13 protein-coding genes are annotated in these 17,788 nt (G+C 60.3%); 4 read left to right on the forward strand and 9 right to left on the reverse strand.

Annotated features, from left to right (window positions below):
- Window positions 1–8 precede the first annotated feature (8 nt).
- The 3 genes from ATY80_RS26830 to ATY80_RS26840 all read right to left on the reverse strand — a co-directional run bounded on the left by ATY80_RS26830 (window position 9) and on the right by ATY80_RS26840 (window position 3,911).
- Window positions 9–728: a transporter substrate-binding domain-containing protein gene (locus ATY80_RS26830; protein ID WP_088695417.1), complete on the reverse strand. Its 720-nt coding sequence runs from the start codon at window positions 726–728 to the stop codon at window positions 9–11.
- 23 nt (window positions 729–751) lie between these two features.
- Window positions 752–3,112, reverse strand: coding sequence for an EAL domain-containing protein (locus ATY80_RS26835; RefSeq protein WP_088695327.1), 2,361 nt, complete (start codon window positions 3,110–3,112; stop codon window positions 752–754).
- A gap of 184 nt (window positions 3,113–3,296) precedes the next feature.
- The gene (locus ATY80_RS26840; RefSeq protein ID WP_088695328.1) at window positions 3,297–3,911 is read right to left on the reverse strand and encodes a 50S ribosomal protein L25/general stress protein Ctc; all 615 of its coding nucleotides are present in this window, start codon (window positions 3,909–3,911) and stop codon (window positions 3,297–3,299) included.
- Window positions 3,912–4,247: 336 nt separating this feature from the next.
- Between ATY80_RS26840 and ATY80_RS26845 the strand changes: the two genes are divergently transcribed.
- The 4 genes from ATY80_RS26845 to ATY80_RS26860 all read left to right on the forward strand — a co-directional run bounded on the left by ATY80_RS26845 (window position 4,248) and on the right by ATY80_RS26860 (window position 12,006).
- Window positions 4,248–6,335, forward strand: a complete 2,088-nt coding sequence (locus ATY80_RS26845; RefSeq protein WP_088695329.1) for an EAL domain-containing protein — start codon at window positions 4,248–4,250, stop codon at window positions 6,333–6,335.
- Between the two features lie 84 nt (window positions 6,336–6,419).
- On the forward strand, window positions 6,420–7,874 hold the full coding sequence (locus tag ATY80_RS26850) for a hypothetical protein (RefSeq protein WP_088695330.1): 1,455 nt from the start codon (window positions 6,420–6,422) through the stop codon (window positions 7,872–7,874).
- A 112-nt stretch (window positions 7,875–7,986) separates the two neighbouring features.
- Window positions 7,987–11,241 (forward strand): adenylate/guanylate cyclase domain-containing protein, encoded by a 3,255-nt coding sequence (locus ATY80_RS26855; RefSeq protein WP_088695331.1) that lies wholly within the window; start codon window positions 7,987–7,989, stop codon window positions 11,239–11,241.
- Between the two features lie 87 nt (window positions 11,242–11,328).
- Window positions 11,329–12,006 carry a peroxiredoxin-like family protein gene (locus ATY80_RS26860; RefSeq protein WP_088695332.1) on the forward strand — a complete coding sequence of 226 codons (678 nt, stop codon included), beginning with the start codon at window positions 11,329–11,331 and terminating at the stop codon, window positions 12,004–12,006.
- Between the two features lie 39 nt (window positions 12,007–12,045).
- Here the strand turns inward: ATY80_RS26860 and ATY80_RS26865 are convergent, their stop codons facing one another.
- The 6 genes from ATY80_RS26865 to ATY80_RS26890 all read right to left on the reverse strand — a co-directional run bounded on the left by ATY80_RS26865 (window position 12,046) and on the right by ATY80_RS26890 (window position 17,765).
- A complete protein-coding gene (locus tag ATY80_RS26865; protein ID WP_088695333.1) occupies window positions 12,046–12,498 on the reverse strand; it encodes a Kazal-type serine protease inhibitor domain-containing protein in 453 nt (150 codons plus the stop codon).
- A 97-nt stretch (window positions 12,499–12,595) separates the two neighbouring features.
- The gene (locus ATY80_RS26870; RefSeq protein ID WP_088695334.1) at window positions 12,596–13,528 is read right to left on the reverse strand and encodes a ribose-phosphate pyrophosphokinase; all 933 of its coding nucleotides are present in this window, start codon (window positions 13,526–13,528) and stop codon (window positions 12,596–12,598) included.
- Window positions 13,529–13,634: 106 nt separating this feature from the next.
- A complete protein-coding gene (locus ATY80_RS26875; RefSeq protein ID WP_088695335.1) occupies window positions 13,635–14,462 on the reverse strand; it encodes a hypothetical protein in 828 nt (275 codons plus the stop codon).
- Window positions 14,463–14,616: 154 nt separating this feature from the next.
- A complete protein-coding gene (locus tag ATY80_RS26880; protein ID WP_088695336.1) occupies window positions 14,617–15,768 on the reverse strand; it encodes a Xaa-Pro peptidase family protein in 1,152 nt (383 codons plus the stop codon).
- 5 nt (window positions 15,769–15,773) lie between these two features.
- Window positions 15,774–16,568, reverse strand: coding sequence for a peptidoglycan editing factor PgeF (gene pgeF, locus ATY80_RS26885; RefSeq protein ID WP_088695337.1), 795 nt, complete (start codon window positions 16,566–16,568; stop codon window positions 15,774–15,776).
- Window positions 16,569–16,664: 96 nt separating this feature from the next.
- Window positions 16,665–17,765: a class I SAM-dependent methyltransferase gene (locus tag ATY80_RS26890; RefSeq protein ID WP_088695338.1), complete on the reverse strand. Its 1,101-nt coding sequence runs from the start codon at window positions 17,763–17,765 to the stop codon at window positions 16,665–16,667.
- Window positions 17,766–17,788: the final 23 nt, after the last annotated feature.

Consider the following 17,788-nt stretch of genomic DNA (forward strand, 5'->3'; position numbering starts at 1 on the left):
CGGAAAAATCAGTCCGCGGAGCTTAGGCCATATTTGGTGAAGATGGCCTTCTGCGTGCCATCGGCAATTAGCTTGTCCAGTGCGGCTTGCATCTTGGTCAGCAGATCGCTTGGGAAGTTCTTCTCGCAGGCTATCCCCATCGGCTGGGTGGAGAGTATCGTAACCATCTCCAAGGGCTGTTCCGCCTTGAGCTTGCCGAAGTAGATCTCGGAGATCGGCATCATGTCGATGCGACCGTTCAGTAGCTTGCGCAGTGTGGCGTTGAAGTCGGTGGCGATGTCGAGCTTGGTGAAGCCGTTCTCCTTCAGCGTCATCTCGGTGTAGTCTTCGCGCTGGGTACCGACCGTGTATTTCTTGGCTTCCTCGAGATCCTTGGCTGTCACGCCGGAGCCCGTCTTGGTAATGAGGATGTTGCGATCGACCAGTAGCGGTTCGACCCATTTGAACATCGGATCGCGTTTCGCATTGTGCGCGGTCGTGAAGACGCAGCCCAAAGGCGTGTTTTGGGCGAGGGCGTAGGCTCGCGCCCAAGGCATCATCTCGATTTTGTATTCAATGCCGGCGTCCTTCATCACCTTTTCGACTTGCTCGACCGAGGCGCCTTTGATTGCTTTCCCGTCGCGGTAGCTGAAGGGAGGGTATTCCTCCGTCGCGAGTGTGACGGCGGCTGCAATGGCATGGGTCGAGGCAGCGAGACCCAACAGAATGGAAAGCAGCAGTCTCTTCATCGCGTTGACCTTCTTCCCCGTGTTCAAGAAGCCCGCGCGATAGGCTGTTCCGCTGCGGACAAACGCTCGATCAAAGCCGTGGCATGCTGTGGGCGGTGGAACAGATATCCTTGGCCGAAGTCGAGGCCCATTTCGTGAAGCGTCTGGCATTCATCCTCGGTCTCGATGCCTTCGGCGATGACAGTGCAGCCCATCTTGTGGGATAGCGTCGTGATGCTTTCCACCAGCGTGCGGCTCTTTTCGCGGACATCATCATTTGTGTCGTTGATCGACTGGGTGAACGACTGGTCGACCTTGATGATGTCGACCGGAAAGCGATTGAGATAGCTCAGTGAGGAATAGCCGGTACCGAAGTCATCGAGGGCAATTCTGCAGCCGAAACGGCGCATCTCGGTGACAACAGTGTGGATTTGCGGATTGTTATGCATCAGCACCGCCTCGGTGATCTCCACGACGATGCGTTGAGGGCGAATGCCGTGGCGGCCAAGCAGTGCGGCCAGACGCGCGGGCAGGGCGTCTTCGAACTGCAAGGGAGAGAAGTTGATGGCGAGATAGCTGTCCTGCATTCCCGGTAACCTGGAAATGGCGGCAAGATGGGCGATCGCCTTCTCCATGATGACGTTGCCGACTCGAATAATCTTCGCCGTTTCCTCGGCGACATGGATGATTTCCGCCGGTGCCATCAAGCCCTTTTGCGGATGGTTGAGGCGCATCAGGGCCTCGAAACCCGCGATGCCGCGGCCGTTCAGGTTGACGATCGGCTGCAGGTAGGCGTCGAACCAGTCCTCGGCGAGGCCGGCCTCGATATAGGTCTCGATTTCGGCGCGGGCCCGAGTACGGTCCATCATGCTGTTGTCGAAGAGCTGCGCACCGTTCTTGCCGTCACGCTTCTTTGCGTACATGGCCATGTCGGATTTCTGCAGCAGCTCGGATGCATTCGCGGCATGGAGCGGGTAAATGGCGATACCGACGCTGGCGCTCATATGCAGGTCCGGACCGAACGGCTCGATGAAGATGGAGGCAATCTGCTCGGCCATCGCGCTTGCCCGGCGGGTGGCATCCTTTGCCGGGAGAAGGATCGCGAATTCGTCGCCGCCCAGGCGGGCCGCTTGATCGGATGGTGCCAGGTGCATCTTCAACCGGTCGACAAACTCCCGAAGGGCCCTGTCGCCCTCGGCATGGCCGAGATTGTCGTTGATCCATTTGAAGCGATCGAGATCGATGAACAGGCAGGCGAGTTCCTGGCCTGCCGCATCCGCCTCCTGAATTTTGGTGTCGAGCACTGACTCGAACCCCTGACGGTTCAGCAGGCCGGTCAGATGGTCCCTGATGGCCTGCTGGTGGTTGCGGGCCTCGGAGGCTTTGAGCTCGGTGACATCGGTCATAACCGACAGTGAGAGCCGATCATAACCCGCGGTCGCCGCCGTCGATTCCAGAATGAGCACATCCATAATGTTACCGTCGGCGCAGATGAACTTGACCGTGACATCGACTGCGGGGCCGCCCTCGAGATCGTTCTTGCGCTTGAGGAAGGCTTCGCGCGTATCTGTAGTGACGAGGTCGGCGAACCGGCGGCCGATCACGTGCGGTCGGTCGTAGCCGGTCGCGACGAGCCAGTAGTCGCTGACGGCGGTAATGCGATCGTCCTCGTCAAGGGAGAAGAGCATGGCGGGGGTCAGGTCGTAGATGTCGACGGCACGGCGATGCGCGAGCTTCAATTCGCGTTCCTCGCTTTCGAGCTTCGACTGCATCTCGTTGAAGCCACGGGCGAGGCGGCCCATCTCGTCGTTAGACTGCCAGTTCACGTGTTGCCGCGATCCGAGTTGGCGCGTGGCCTCGACCGCGGCCGTCAAGCGCATCAGCGGCCGGATGATGAAGATACGATTGCCGATCAAGGCAGCGCTGAATACGGCAAGCACCGCGAAGATGAAGATCGACATGAAGACGACTTCTTCGTGCTTGAGGCCGGAGAAGAGACCGAGGGCCGGATAGAACACGGAAATGGTGCCCAGATTTTTCGGGCCGTCGATGGTGTTGTATATGATCGCGCGCGACACCTGGACGAGGCTGCCGTTAAACGACTTCGGTATAGTCGACTGTGTGACGTCGAGCTGCCCCGACTGGTCGCGGACCTGAACCTTGACGATGGCGCCCTGCGAAACGATCGTCGCGCTGATCTGGGTCACGCTGTCGTCGTCAAGGTCCCAGAGCGGCTTTGCGAGTGCCTGAGAATTGGCGACAAGAAGAACCGAGATGTGGTCACGTATTTCCTTGTCTGCGCGCTCAGAGGAAAGAAAAAGAAAAAGGACGAACAGTGGGGCGACGAAGAGCAGCAATGCTCCGCAAATAATTGCCAAAAAACGATTTTCAACGGAATTGTTCATTGTTCCGTTTGCTCCCAGCCGCACTTTGCATCCACGATTTTCTACGCCCGTGGGTCTTCAAAAACGTACCGGCATGGTTTCACGAAATGTATTAAATGTTGCTGAAACGGGCTTCCTACCGCCAACGAAAAGGGCCCGCTTTCGCAAGAAAGCGGGCCCTATGCTTTACAAATTATGGAAGCGATCAGGCTTCTGCTTCGCCTTCTTCCGCAACCGTCTCGTCAACGCCGCCGGCCGGGGCGATGATCGTTGCGATCGTGAAGTCGCGGTCGGCGATAACCGGCGCTACACCCTTCGGCAGGGTGAGGTCGGAGATATGGATGCTGTCGCCGATCTTCTTGCCGCTGAGGTCAATGTTGAAGAATTCCGGGATTGCATCGGCCGGGCAATGAACTTCGATTTCGTGACGAACGATGTTCAGAACGCCGCCAGCCTTGAGGCCCTGGGACTTCTCTTCGTTGACGAAGTGAACCGGGATTTCAACGGTAACCTGGGTGTTGCCGGAAACGCGCAGGAAGTCCACGTGCATCGTGAAGTCGCGGACCGGATCGAGCTGATAGTCCTTCGGCAGAACCTTGTACTTCGTGCCGTCGACTTCGATGGTCGCGATGGTGGTCATGAAGCCACCTGCGTGAATGCGCTTCGTCACCTCATTGGTGCTGAGAGCGATAGAAATGGGGGCCTGCTTGTCACCATAGATGACAGCGGGAATCAAACCGTTGCGGCGAAGTTCACGGGCGGACCCCTTACCAACCCGTTCGCGCGCCTCGGCCTTGAGCTCGTAGCTTTCGTGGCTCATGACTTTTCCTTCCGAGGTTATTTGGAGAGCCCCGCGCAGGCTTATGCTTGCCGCGGAACTGGAGGCGGGTTACCCCATCCTCATCCGCGTTGCCTCCAAGGGTGTCTGCGCGGACGCGTGCGCTATAGTATAGATGTGACGGAAAGGCAAGCTGGTGCCTGTCATCGATAAAGGGCCACGTTCCAAACAAGCAGTCGGCGAGCGGTGTCGCTCGAACGATTCCGGAGGTTGAAGCGGATCGCGAAAGCTTAACCATATAGCTGGATTTCCCGCGAGATTAAGTAATACAAAATATCGGCGTTGCTATGAAGGCCAAAACGCAACCTGGTCCCTCCGATGCCTCGTCTTCTTACCTGCATTGTTGCCGAACATAGCTGGCCGCATCTGATCTTCGCAACCGTGATCTGCCTGCTTGGCTCGCTGCTTACCGTTCGGCTCTTCTCGCGGGTTCGGCGCACGCAGGGACTGCAGAGATTCAATTGGCTTTTCCTGTCGGCCTTCGTCGGCGGCGCGACGATTTGGACAACCCATTTCATTGCCATGCTTGGCTTCAATGCGCCGACGCTCAGCGGTTATGAGCCGGATTTGACGCTGCTGTCGCTTTTCATCGGCGTCGCCTCCTCGATGATCGGCTTTGCGGTCGCGTCGATGCGTAGCCAGGATGCGCTGGTCGAGGCCGGTGGCGCAATCGTCGGCCTTGGCGTAGCGGCCATGCACTATGTCGGCATTGCCGGCTACAAGGTGGCTGGCGATGTTCAATGGAATAGTGCCTATGTTGTTACCTCGCTGATTGCAGCTGCCGGTTTCGGCGCCCTCATGGCGAGCCGAGTTGCGCGCCCGACGGCGCCCTTCAGCCCGGTCGGGGCGGCTTTGCCGCTGATCCTTGCGATCGTTTCGACGCATTTCCTCGGAATGGCGGGTATGACGATCGTGCCGGATGCGGCAATCGCCGTTCCGCGTGAAATTCTCTCCGTGGGCGTGATGACCAGCCTTGTCGGCGCGGTGATGATCATCATCCTGCTTCTTGGTGCGTCCACCTACATCATCGACATGCAGTCGACGGAAGCAGCTGTCGCCCGCTACCGCCATCTCTCCCTTCATGATCCATTGACGAACCTGGCGAACCGGTCGGCGCTGAACGAGCATCTCGCTACAGCGACCAAGAGCACTCGTGAAATCGGCTGGAACATCGCCGTCCTTTGCTTCGATCTCGATCGCTTCAAGGAAATCAACGACGTGCACGGCCATGCCGCCGGCGACGCCGTGCTGCGGGCAATCGGCGAGCGGTTGGCGAAAGTCATGCAGAAGGGACAGTTTGCCGCCCGGGTTGGTGGTGACGAATTCGTGGTCGTGATGCGCGATCACGCTGGTCGTTCAGAGGCCAGAAGCGTAGCACAACGCCTGCTCGACGAGATCGAACGGCCGGTGGAGTGGAACGGCCAGTCGCTCAGCGTCGGGTCCAGCATCGGCGTTTCCAGCTTCCCAGACAGGGCACGAAGCGTTGATGACCTGCTTTCGCAGGCCGATGTCGCCATGTACCGCGCCAAGACAACGGCGGGCAATAGCATTTGCTTCTATGATCCTTCGATGGACGAGGCAGCGCGCGAACGAAATGCTCTGGCGATCGAGATGCGCGAAGGGCTGAAGAAAGGCGAATTTGAGCTGTTCTATCAGCAGCAGAACGATACCATGACACGGGAGGTGTTGGGCTTCGAGGTGTTGCTGCGCTGGAAGCACCCGACGCGTGGTTACATCTCGCCGGCCGAATTCATCCCGATCGCTGAAAAGACGGGCTTCATCATGGAGCTTGGCGAATGGGTCCTGCGTAGCGCATGCGTGGAAGCTGCCAGCTGGAAGAAACCATTGAACATCGCCGTTAACGTGGCAGCCCAGCAACTCGCCGATAGCCGCCTGCCGCAGATCGTACAGCAGATCCTGATGGAAACTGGTCTGGCAGCGCCGCGGCTCGAGCTCGAGATCACGGAATCCGGTATTATTGCCGACCACGGGCACGCGCTGAATGCCATCCGGCGGCTGAAGGCGCTGGGCGTCAAGGTTGCAATGGACGACTACGGCACCGGATATTCCTCGCTGTCGACACTCCAGAGTTTCCCGTTCGATAAGATCAAGATCGATCGTGCCTTCGTCGATGGCGTCGTCACCAACAAGCAGTCGGCTGCGATCGTTCGCTCGACGCTCATTCTTGCGCAGAGCCTTGATATTCCGGTTCTCGCCGAGGGCGTGGAGCGGGAGGAGCATGTCGATTTCCTTCGCCGCGAAGGTTGCCTGCAGGTGCAAGGCTTCCTTTTCGGAAGGCCGGTGCCACGTCCCGACATCGAGGCCTTCGTCAATGCCGACGCAACAGCTGTAGTCGAGAACGCGGATCGCTCGTCAGTTGCGGTGAAAACCGACGCCGCGGCCTGACCGTGGCCCTGCAACACAGCTTGACATCCGCCGCCCGGAAACCTCACATGCTCGCAAAACGCAGATGGCGGAGGAATTCAGGTTATGCGGCTCAATCTCATTGCGGCAACGAGCACGATCGCAATCGGTCTGGCATCCGCGGCCTATGCGGCCGACGTCAACCAGGCAGGGGCAAAGAAAGTTGAAGAGAGCCTGACGAAGCTGCTGCCGAGGAGCGTCGCGAAAGAAGGCTTCGTGACCGTCAATCCGGCAGGGACTCGCTACAAGATTATCTACGATCTTGCGAAGCTCCTGAAGAAAGTCGATCCGGGCAGTCTGGCGATCACCGGCTTGACGCCGTGGTCGATGTTCGCGACACCGCTAGACACCGGTCTATGGAGCGTGGAGGGGAACAACTCCCTCAATGTTTCCGGCAACTTCAAGGCGCCGGGACAGGCGAAAACGGATTTTACCTACGCTATCGATGCCTTCGTGTTCAGCGGTATTTTCGACCCGGCGATCAGCTATTTCCGCTCAGGTGATTTCTCCACGAAGGCCGTGAACTTTTCGTCGAAGACCGAAACCGAGGAGGTTAACGCCAGCTTTGACGGCATGAAGTACAAGGTGACGTCATCGGAGGGGGCCGCGGCTGGCACAACGAACTTTGCCACCAGCGGTTCCGCTACAGGGTTCCTCGAGAAGATCAGCAGCCGAGAGGTGCCGCCGGTCGAAGTTCGCGCTGACGCATTTGACTTCGCGGCGGCGGTGAACGGCCTGCCTGCAAACAAAGTTCGCGACATCATCATGTTCGCGATCGACCACGCGGACGAAAAGAAGCTTGCCACGGCGGACAGCGACAAGTTGAAGGCGATGCTTCGCGATGCTTTCCCGTTGCTCACGAGCTTCAACGAAACGATTGGCTTCAACAACTTGACAGTGTCGAGCGCTGCAGGGAACGGCGGTGCGAAGAACGTCGGTTACGAGGTCACGCTCGACGGTCCGACCAACGCCACGCGGTTCGGAGTCGGTGTGACGGCGGAAGAGATCAGCTTCGCGAGCCCCATCGTTCCTGCGGCCTACTCGGCGTTCGTGCCGCAGGAATTCCAGCTGAAGTTCGCCATTGCCGATATGGATTTCGCGGCCTTCGGCGACGAGTTTCTCAAAGTTGACTTCACCGGCGGCGCCGCATCGGAGGACAGCGGCAAGAAAGCGGCCGAGCGGCTCTTCAAGGGCGGTGAACTGGTGATGGACTTCCCGAAGATCAGCGCGGTGTCGAGCGTGTATGATGCCGAGATTTCTGGCAAGATCCGCGGGCGGATCGACACGTCCAAGGATTATTCCATGGATGTCACCGTTCTGGCGCGGGATCTGGACAAGACCGTCGCTGCCGTTCAGGAGCTTGCGAAGACCAACGCCGATCTCAATCAAGTTTCGTTCAGCCTGATGATGGCGAAGGGCTTTGCAAAGACCGATCCAGATGGGCGCCAGCGCTGGGATATCAGCGTTGCTCGGAACGGATCCGTCACAATCAACGGCCAGGTCATCAAGGGTGCGGACTGAGCCTGTCGCAACTCTAGGTGCGGGGCTCTTGCAGGGCGCCCCCGGCAGGTTCATGCTGTCTTTCTAAGCGTTTGCTCAAGTGGGGGCGATACGCTTCCGAGAGGCAGGCCCGATGAATTGTGCCGCCTGTGGTTTTGCGATCGAAAGCAGTTTTGCGTTCTGTCCCAAGTGCGGCGCAAGACAACCTGTTGTGTGCGCGTCCTGCGGAGCGGCTTGCCAGCCCGATTTCGCGTTTTGCCCGAAGTGTGGAAATGCCCTTAGTCGGGCCGAGAGCTCTGCCGCTCCAGCTGAGGCGCCGCAGCCGGTCACGTCTCCGTCGCCACTGGACGATGTGGCCGACCGACGTCCCCTGACTGTTCTATTTGCTGACCTCTGTGGTTTTACCGCTCTCAGTGAGAGAACCGACCCCGAACTGATGCGCTCCCTGCAGAACGAGCTGTTCGAAGAGTTGACGCGCGCGGTAGAAGCCTACGGCGGCTTTGTCGACAAGTTCGTCGGCGACGCGCTGCTTGCGTTGTTCGGTGCGCCGACGGCACATGAGGATGATCCCGATCGTGCGCTTTGCGCAGCGCTCGACATGATCGCGGGCGCCGAACGTCTTGGCGCCAAGTGGCTGGATCTGGCCGGTGGCGATCCGCTGCAGCTGCATGTCGGCATCAATACCGGACCGGTGGTCAGCGGTGGCTTCGGGGCGGCGGCGGCGCGTTCCTATTCAGTGACCGGCGACACGGTGAACACGGCCCAGCGACTGCAAACCATGGCAGGGCCCGGTGAGATTCTCGTCGGGCCGGTAACCTGGCGCCTGACGCAGCATGCATTCGCGTTCGAAAATCTCGGCTCGCTGACGCTTCGAGGGAAGACGGGCAATGTGCAGGTGCATCGTCTCCTCGGGCGGATGGAGACACCCCATGCGGCGCGCGGACTGGAGAGCCTCGGACTACACGCCGAACTCATCGGGCGTGACGCGGAGTTGTCGCGAATGTCCGATTGCCTCGATCTTGCCTGTGGCGGAAGTGCGCAACTCGTCCAGCTCATCGGCGAGGCCGGCATCGGCAAGTCAAGGCTGGTCGGGGAGTTCCTGAAGACGGTCTCTGAGGGAGAGCGATTTCGTGACGTTGTCGTGCGCCGCGCTGTCTGTTCGCCGCTTGGCGAGCAGTCATACGGTACACTCGCATCCGTTCTGCGCAGCGCTTATGGAATAGCCGAGCGGGAAACGGCAGCCCGGACTGCGGAACTGCTGGTATCAGGATTGATCGATCTTGGTTTTAGCGAGGCCGAGGTCGCCGGTCTGACGCCGCTTTTATCCTACGTCCTTGGCCTAGGCGATCCCGACGGAGCGCTGCGCCATGTCGAGCCGGAGCAACTTCGGCGGCAGATCTTTTACGCCACGCGCACCCTCTTCGAGCGACGCCTGTCGCTCAGCCCGCTGCTGCTTGTCGTGGAGGATCTTCACTGGGCGGACGCGGCGTCGATCGAGGCGCTTCGTTTCGTGTTGGACAGGCTGGAGCGAACGCGCCTGATGATGCTGACGACAGGGCGGTCGGTTGCGGAGGGCGAGGGCCTGGAGTCAAGCCGGATCAACCACACACTCATGCGACTCGCGCCGCTCTCGGTTCAGGACGGCGAGGCGCTGCTGGCCCAGTTATTCGGCAGGGACAGCTCTGTGCCTGCAAAGACGCGTTCTCGCATTCTCGCACGCGCGGGCGGCAATCCTCTTTTCATCGAGGAGATCGTTCGTGCCTTGATCGAGACAGGCGTGCTGCGTTCCGATGGTGGAGCTTGGCGTGTCGCGGGCGCTGAAATGGGGACCGAGATACCGATGAGCCTACAGGCGATGCTGCTTGCGCGCGTTGACCGTTTGCCGCCCGAAATCAAGCGCTTGGCGCAGGAAGCTGCCGTCATCGGCCCACGCTTCGATCCCGCGCTGCTTCGCGCTGTCGCATCGGACGCTGCGCGCGTTGAGCATGGGTTAGACTATCTCTGCCAGGCGGAGATCGTGGAGGAGATGCCCGGCGCTGCTGCGACCAAGGCGACCTCCTATCGCTTTCCGCAACAGCTATTGCACGATGCCATCTATGGCAATCTCTTGCTACAGCGTCGCAAGCAGTTGCACGCACGCATCGGCGCGGCGATCAAGCGGATGCATCATGGAATACCAGATCGGCTTGAGGACATTGCACAGCTCGGCCGTCACTACTGCCGGGCGGGTGAGACGAGCGAGGGTGTGCAATATCTCATGGCTGCGGGCGATTTGGCCCGCAAGACCTACGCCAATGACGATGCGATGCGTCTCTACCGCGAAGCGCTCGTGGCGATTTCGGAAAATCCGCAGGCCAGTTCGCAATTGCTTGCCCTTTCTGAGCGGTTCGCCGATCTATGCGGGCCGGCGGGAGAGCGGGACATGGCACGTGAACACTATGGGCGCGTATTGGCGACCTTAAGGAGGGTCGGCGATCGGCCCGGTGCGGCACGAATCCTTCGAAAGCTTGGCCGTCTCAATCTCGCCGCCGGCAGAAGGGATCTTGCCGATGCCGACTATGCCCAGGCAGCTTCGCTGCTCGGCGAGAGCAATGCGCCGATCGAGCTTGCCCATCTTCTTCAGGAGCGTGGGCATCTTGCCTTCCGAATGGGCGATCAAAGCGCGGCGGCACGCTGGGCCGATGATGCGCTATCCTGCCTCGATACAGCGGCGATCGACGAGGCAGGTTCCGCTGCGTCTGAGTCCGCGCAGGTGCGCGCGGAAGCGCTGAATACGAAGGGCGTAGCACTGGCACGGTTGGGGCGGCATCGCGAAGCGGTACACGAGGTCGAGCGAAGCCTGGAGGTGGCCGAGGCGGCCGGATTGCTGAGCGCTGCCTGCCGCGCCTATTCCAATCTTGGAGTGCTCTACACGATCGTCGATCCGGCACGCGCCATCGATGTGTGCCGCCAAGGCCTGGAGGTCGCCACGCGGATTTCCGATCTCGGCTTTCAGGCTCGTCTTTTTGCCAATCTCGCTGTCGCCTGCTGCACCTTCACGGACAATTGTGCCAAGGAGGGAGTCCCGGCGGCGGAGAGAGCGATCGAGATCGATCGGGCGCTGGACCAGCGCGATCACTTGGCGGTGCCGCTCATCGTGCTCGGACAGATCCATCAATGTCATGGCAAACCGGACCTCGCGTGGAACTATTATGAGGAAGCGCTTCAGCTCGCGCGTGAAATCGGCGAACCGCAGCTCCTCTTTCCGTGCTATGATGGGCTCGCGACGTTGAACCTTGAAAAGGACGACATGGCCGAGGCCGAGCGATACTTTTCACTCGCCCAAGACGTTTGCGTCAGGCATGGGCTGGATCCCGACGCACTCGTCGTGCTGCCCTTCCTGGATTGATTCAGTGCCGGCAGGTAAAGTACTGAGTTTTCGCTATTTTTTTCTTCTGCTCGGCCTTCCGCCGATGCGCAAGCGAGGGAGGGTGTCATGCCCGAAAGTCAAAGCGAAAGACCACTGCAGCCCGGCGATCGTGCGCCAAACGTCGTTCTCGATGCAATCACGCGTCAGGGCAAAATTTCGATCGATGACTTCCGAGGGCAGAAGCCTGTGCTGGTCGGCCTGTTTCGCGGGCTCCACTGTCCGTTTTGCCGGCGGCAGATCGCTGCGATGGCAAGCCTTGCCGGCGATCTCCAGCAGAAAGGCATCGAGAGCCTGACGATCGTCAATACGCCCATCGACCGGGCGCGCCTTTATTTCCGTTATCACCCCCTGCCAAACGTCTTGGCTGCATCTGATCCCGACCGAATATCGCATCGAGCCTTCGGGCTTCCGAACATCGAGTTCACGCAATCAGAAACGGCATGGCCTTACAAGGTGAGCCTCGACACACTCACCGCGATGCGCGTCGACCTGCCTGACCTGCCTGAGCCGATGGCTCCGATGGCAGCTGTCGACTATCTCGACAAGGCTGACGGCTATGAATTCACCGACGACGACAAGCGCATGATTGCAACGGGTGAGGGGCAACTGGTCGGCGAATTCCTGCTCGACCGCGACGGCGTCGTTCGCTGGTGCTTTACCGAAGTCCCAGATGAGGGACGGCACATGTTCGGAGTGCCAGCACCCCAGGAGGTTATGTCAGCCGCATCCCATATGGCTGCGTAATGCGGCTGCTTGAATCGATTTGGTCAGCCGCTGCTGAAATCAGCGGCGGCATTGACCTTGGGCGATGATGCGGAAGCCGCTGTTGCCAGCTTCGCAGGCATTCGGGAAGGTCCGCATCTGCTGACCACGCTGGCCGCATACCGGCCGGTATTCGCGCGTGCAGATACCACCGGGTCGCGGCGGTGCGGGAGGCTGCGGGCGGATTGTTATGCCGGGCTGTCGGCGGCACTGGCCGCGGCCGATGACGGTGAAGTTGGCTGCGCGGGCCTCGCACGCATTGGAGAAGGTCTGGACACGCGCCCCACGCTGGCCGCAAACCGGAGCGTATTCCATGGTGCACATCTGCGGCCTCGGCGGGAGAGGCGACGGATGCGATGGTGGGCGAGGCGGCGGACGCGAATAACTAGGCCCGACGTCGACGCAGGCGGAAAGAAGCGGCATGAGTGCCAATAGGGCGAACTTTCGCAGCGACAGGAATCCGGCGAGCGTCATTATTCTTCCCCCACGTGGATTTCTTTTCAAATCCTAGCGCAAGTTGCATTTCCGGGGAAGATCAAACCTCTGCGGTCGTTGAGAATTTCGTGACGCGTCAGTCGAACAGGCTGGAAACCGATTCTTCCTGGCTGGTCCGGTTGATCGCTTCACCCATCAGGCTCGCCGTGCTTACGACACGGATGTTGTGGGCCGACTGGACAGCGGTCGTCGGCTGGATGGAGTCGGTGATAACGAGTTCGCGCAGCTTCGAGGAGGTGATGCGGGTAACCGCACCGCCTGAAAGAACCCCGTGGGTAATATAGGCGGTGACGCTCGCGGCGCCCTGGGCAAGCAGCGCGTCGGCGGCGTTGCAGAGCGTGCCGCCGGAATCGACGATGTCGTCGATCAGCAGGCAATCCTTGCCTTCAACTTCGCCGATGATGTTCATGACTTCGGATTCACCCGGACGGTCACGGCGCTTGTCCACGATCGCCAGCAGACAGTCGAGGCGTTTGGCGAGCGCGCGCGCGCGAACGACGCCGCCGACATCCGGTGAAACGACCATGACGTTGCTGATGTCGTAGTTGGCCTTGATATCGCGGGTCAGGACCGGGATGGCGTAGAGGTTATCCGTCGGGATATCGAAGAAGCCCTGAATCTGTCCTGCGTGCAAATCGAGGGTCAGCACGCGATCGGCGCCGGCTTCCGTGATCAGGTTCGCGACAAGCTTGGCCGAGATCGGCGTACGCCCGGAGGCACGGCGATCCTGACGAGCATAGCCGAAATAGGGAAGGACGGCGGTGATGCGGCGTGCGGACGAGCGGCGCATCGCATCGATCATGATAAGCAATTCCATGAGGTGATCGTTCGTCGGGAAGGACGTCGACTGAACGACGAACACGTCCTCGCCACGGACGTTTTCCTGGATTTCGACGAAGATTTCCTGGTCGGCAAATCTTCTGACGCTGGCTTTGCCCAAGGGCACATTGAGATAGCTGCAGATCGCTTCGGCGAGATGCCGGTTCGAATTGCCTGCGAAAACCTTCATCTTGGTCCGCCTATTTCCTGCTGATAGCCGCGCTTTTTAGCCAGCTTGCTCCTGAATGCAAGGCCTAAGGCGTCATCTCGGCTCATATTTCTAAAAAGCTTGTGGCTTAACCTCCGCGAGCATCACGCCACGACGAGAATTCGGTGATGGTTTTAGAGGCGATTTGCTGCATGACCGAAGCCGGAACGCCAGCCCAAGGGTCCTGCGCTTCCGAGGGCACGCTCTCCTGTCCCTGAATGCGGTGCAGGCGTGCGCCTGCTCCGTCGAGAACGTCCCAAACGTAGACCACGGTCACCTTACCGCTGTCGGAAAAGGCGGAGAGGTATCCTTTCAGAATGTAGGCGCTGGAGCTGTCATTCGAACTCTTGATGGAAAACCCATGTGACCGCGCCTCGGCTCCGAGTTGGCGCGAAAGCGGTGTGACGGCTTGGACCGGTGCACCGATGATCGGCAGGAAGCGGACGGTCGTGCTGCGTGACGATGCGCTGGTGTTCAGCGTCGCCGTCTGGGTCTGCTGCCGCGGCGGCTCACGAGCAGGCGCTTCCACCATGTCCTCTTCCTCGGCCTGGGCGTTGGATATCGGCTCCGACAGCGTCTGAGCCTTGATCGGCGCGGCCGCCGCGGGCGGGCGGGCGTCGTTTTCCAGCGCCAAAGCCTGGGCGTCCATCGTGGTCGGCGGTGCGCCGGAACCCTGCCGATAGCCCGTCTGATTGTAGGCAGGATGATATCCGTTCGACCGCTGTTCGGTGGTAAAGGCCTGCTGGCGGGGGGCGGTTCCCGCCATGCGCTCAACGTCGCCCTGCGTTACCGGCGACGAGCGCATGTTTGTGGAAGAATTACCGATGTCGACTAGGGGGACCAAGGCGTCGGTGGTGTTACAGGCGGTCAGGGCAACGCAGGCAAGGAGCATTGGCGCAGTCGCAACTCGCGTCATCCCTCGTTACATCCTTCCCAGTGCCGGCCCCGTGCACTTTATGAAGGCCGGCGCCGGTCTGTGTCAATTCCGGATTCTTGCTCGCAATGGTTTGCGTCTAATGAATAGAGCGGGATCTCAGCTGAAGACCGCTCACACTCTTCAGCATGCCGCTCTAGACGTTGATGAAGTCCAGAGAGTGCCGGGAAAGCACGCGTGGCGCGTCGTCGGTCGTCAGATAGGTTTGTCCGAGGGTCATCGCTGTTCCAGTGTCGGAATCCATGATGATCATGTGCACGAAGAGCGACATGTTCGGCTCGATCGGCTGCGGATTGCCGACATGGAACATCTGATGCTCCATCCAGGATGGCGAGAAACGGGCGCCCAGCGAGTAGCCGCAGGCATTGAGACGATGGCGGGACAGGCCGCGCTCGTCCATGATCTTCGCATGCATATCGAACACGTCGCCGAAGCTGTGGCCCGGCCTCAGGACCGTTTCGATCGCCTGGATCGTTTCGAAGCAGGCGTTGTAGAGTTCGCGGTGGCGATAGCTCGGTTCGCCGATGACGATGGTTCGCATCATTGCCGCATGGTAGTGGGCGTAGGCGCCCGCCCATTCGAGCGTCAACTGATCGTTCGGGTCGAGTTTGCGGCGGCCGGCCTTGTAGCGGCAGAGGAGGGCATCCTCGGCGGAGCCGATGATGAACTCGTTGGCGGGGTAGTCGCCGCCACCCGCAAATACAGCACCCTGCATGGCGGCCAGAATGTCAGATTCATCTGCGCCCGGCGTGGTCAGCGCGAGTGCCGCATCCAGCGCATCGTCAGCCAACACCGCGGCGCGTTCGACATATGCGACCTCGGCCGGGCTCTTGATCAGCCTCAGGTGGCTAACGAGATAGGATGCGTCGACGATCTGGCCGAAGGACGTCAACTGCGCATCGAGCATCCGGGCGATGCGGCCCGTCATGCCGTGGGTATCATACTCGACGCCGATCCTGGCGCCGAGCAGGTCCATCTCGACGAGCAGGTTCCGGAGGTCGACGGTCGGGTCGGCATTGACGCGGTCGACCCAGATTTGGACATTTTCCAGGATGGAGGTGTGCTTGGCCTGGCGCAGGTCGGCGGAACGCGTGATCAGCGCCATCGTTCCATCGGCCTTGACGACAAGTGTCTGGAAGAAGCAGTAGCCGAATGTGTCATAGCCGGTCAGCCAGTACATGCTTTCCTGGGCAAAGAGCAGCAGGGCATCCAGCTTCTCTTCGCGCATCTTGTCTGTCAGACGTGCGAGGCGGACGGCGAATTCGGGTCTGTCGAAGTGCAGGGCCATGCCTCTTAAATCTCCCTGATTGCAATTGCAGAAATCTGCCGACCGTAATCCGGCTCCTTGTTATGTGTGGTCCGGCGATAAGAGAAGAAACGCTCGGTGTCGGGATAAGTGCAGAGGCCTAAGCTCTCTGCGCGGATACCGGCGGCGCGCAGCCGATCGACCGTCAGGGCCGGCAGGTCAAACATCGCGTGCCCCGGCTTTCCGGAGGGTACGAAGTAGCGCCCGTAAGATGGATCCTGTGCGACGAAGCGTTCAACGAATTCCGGGCCGACCTCGTAGCTTGCCTGGCTGATCGATGGGCCGAGGCAGGCTACGATTGCCTCGCGCTTTGCGCCTAGTCGGACCATCGCGTCGATCGTATTTTCCAGCACGCCGGTAAGAGCGCCTTTCCACCCGGCGTGAGCGGCGCCGATGACACCGTTTTCCGAATCGGCGAAGAGAATTGGTCCACAATCGGCGGCCAGCACGCCAAGCGCTATGCGCGGAGTTGCGGTCACCATCGCATCGGCTGCGGGGCGGGAGCCGTCATAGTCCTTGTCGACAATGACCACATCGGGGGAGTGGACCTGGTGTACGGTAGCAAGGCGCTCGACAGGCAACTCGAACCAGCTTGCCACGCGGCGGCGGTTCTCCTGAACCTTCTCGCGCTCGTCATTCGAGCCAAGGCCGACGTTCAAGCCGCGATAGATGCCATCCGATACGCCGCCCTGCCGGGTGAAATAGCCGTGGAGAATCGCGTCACCGGTTGCCTCTTTCAGCAGCGCGCTTTGGATCGGTGCCGGAGATGCTGCTTGCGTCATTAAAACTTCCGAGATTGCTTGAATTGCCTGGGCGTCATTACTGATGGCGAAGCCTGGTCGACTGCGGCGGATGTTGGCCCAGCGGTGCTCGCGCTGTCAATCCACTGAACGGAAAGGCATCAAATCCACGGCGGGGTGTGAGACCGCCAGCACCTTGAAGAGTTCGCCCATACGGCCTTCACCTTCGCCCGCCAGCCGGTCGACTGCCGTCTGGATAATTTGCCGCGTATGTGCTTCGCGATCCCGGCCAAGCGCGGCGGCGCGGTCGAGAATGCCGAGGCCGACGAGAAAATCGCCCTGGTGGAGCATGCCGTTGACGTAGACACCGGCCGAAGTCGCGGTCTGCGCCAATGCCTGGAAATCGACATGGCTCGTCAGGTCCGCTTCGCCGGGATGGGCCAGCGGCGGATCATACTCATGCATGCGCACCGCCTGCAGCGTGTCGCCATAGCCGCTCACGAGGTGCCCGTAGTCGATGGCGACAGCCGTCCCGCCATGTTCTTTCAGCCGGTCGCAGATGGCGAGCATCACCGACTGGCGTGCCGGCGAGACTTCAAACACGGTTCCTGGGAGCACGTCCGCTTCCGGCCAGGGGAGGAGGCTGGAATCGATCCCTGCCACGCCGACACCGAACGTCAGGTCGCCCGCGGCGTCGATACCGACCATTCGTTCACGGAAGCCCGCCGGCGTCCTCACGAACTGACGGATCGGAATCGCATCGAACAACTCGTTCGCAGCGACGAGCGAAAATCCCGGTGGGATCTCATCGAAACCCTGATGCCAACTGACCTTGTGGCCGTCGGACGCCAGCGTCTCCTGCTGGATGTCGCGCAGGCGCCCGCTTGTCTCGACGAGGTGCACTGTCATGTCTTCGAAAAGTGGTGGCGCGATCCGGGCAATGACGCGCAGCATATCCGACATCATCGTGCCGCGACCGGGGCCGATTTCGACAAGACGGACACCGGTGGGCGTTCCGTGTCGCTGCCAGGCATGGACGATGAAGACGCCGATCATCTCGCCAAAAAGCTGGCTCACCTCCGGTGCGGTCACGAAGTCGCCTGAGCTTCCGAAGGGTTCGCGGGTCTTGTAGTAACCATATTCAGGATCGGCGAGGCACAGCGAGAAAAAGTCCGTGACGCTGATCGGGCCGTTCGCCTGAATGATAGCCTTGATCTTCTCACCAAGCGCGGTGCTCATGTATCTCCCCCCTGTCCAGCTCC

The sequence above is a fragment of the Rhizobium sp. R711 genome (assembly GCF_002211365.1).
In the GTDB taxonomy this organism is placed as follows: Bacteria; Pseudomonadota; Alphaproteobacteria; order Rhizobiales; family Rhizobiaceae; genus Rhizobium.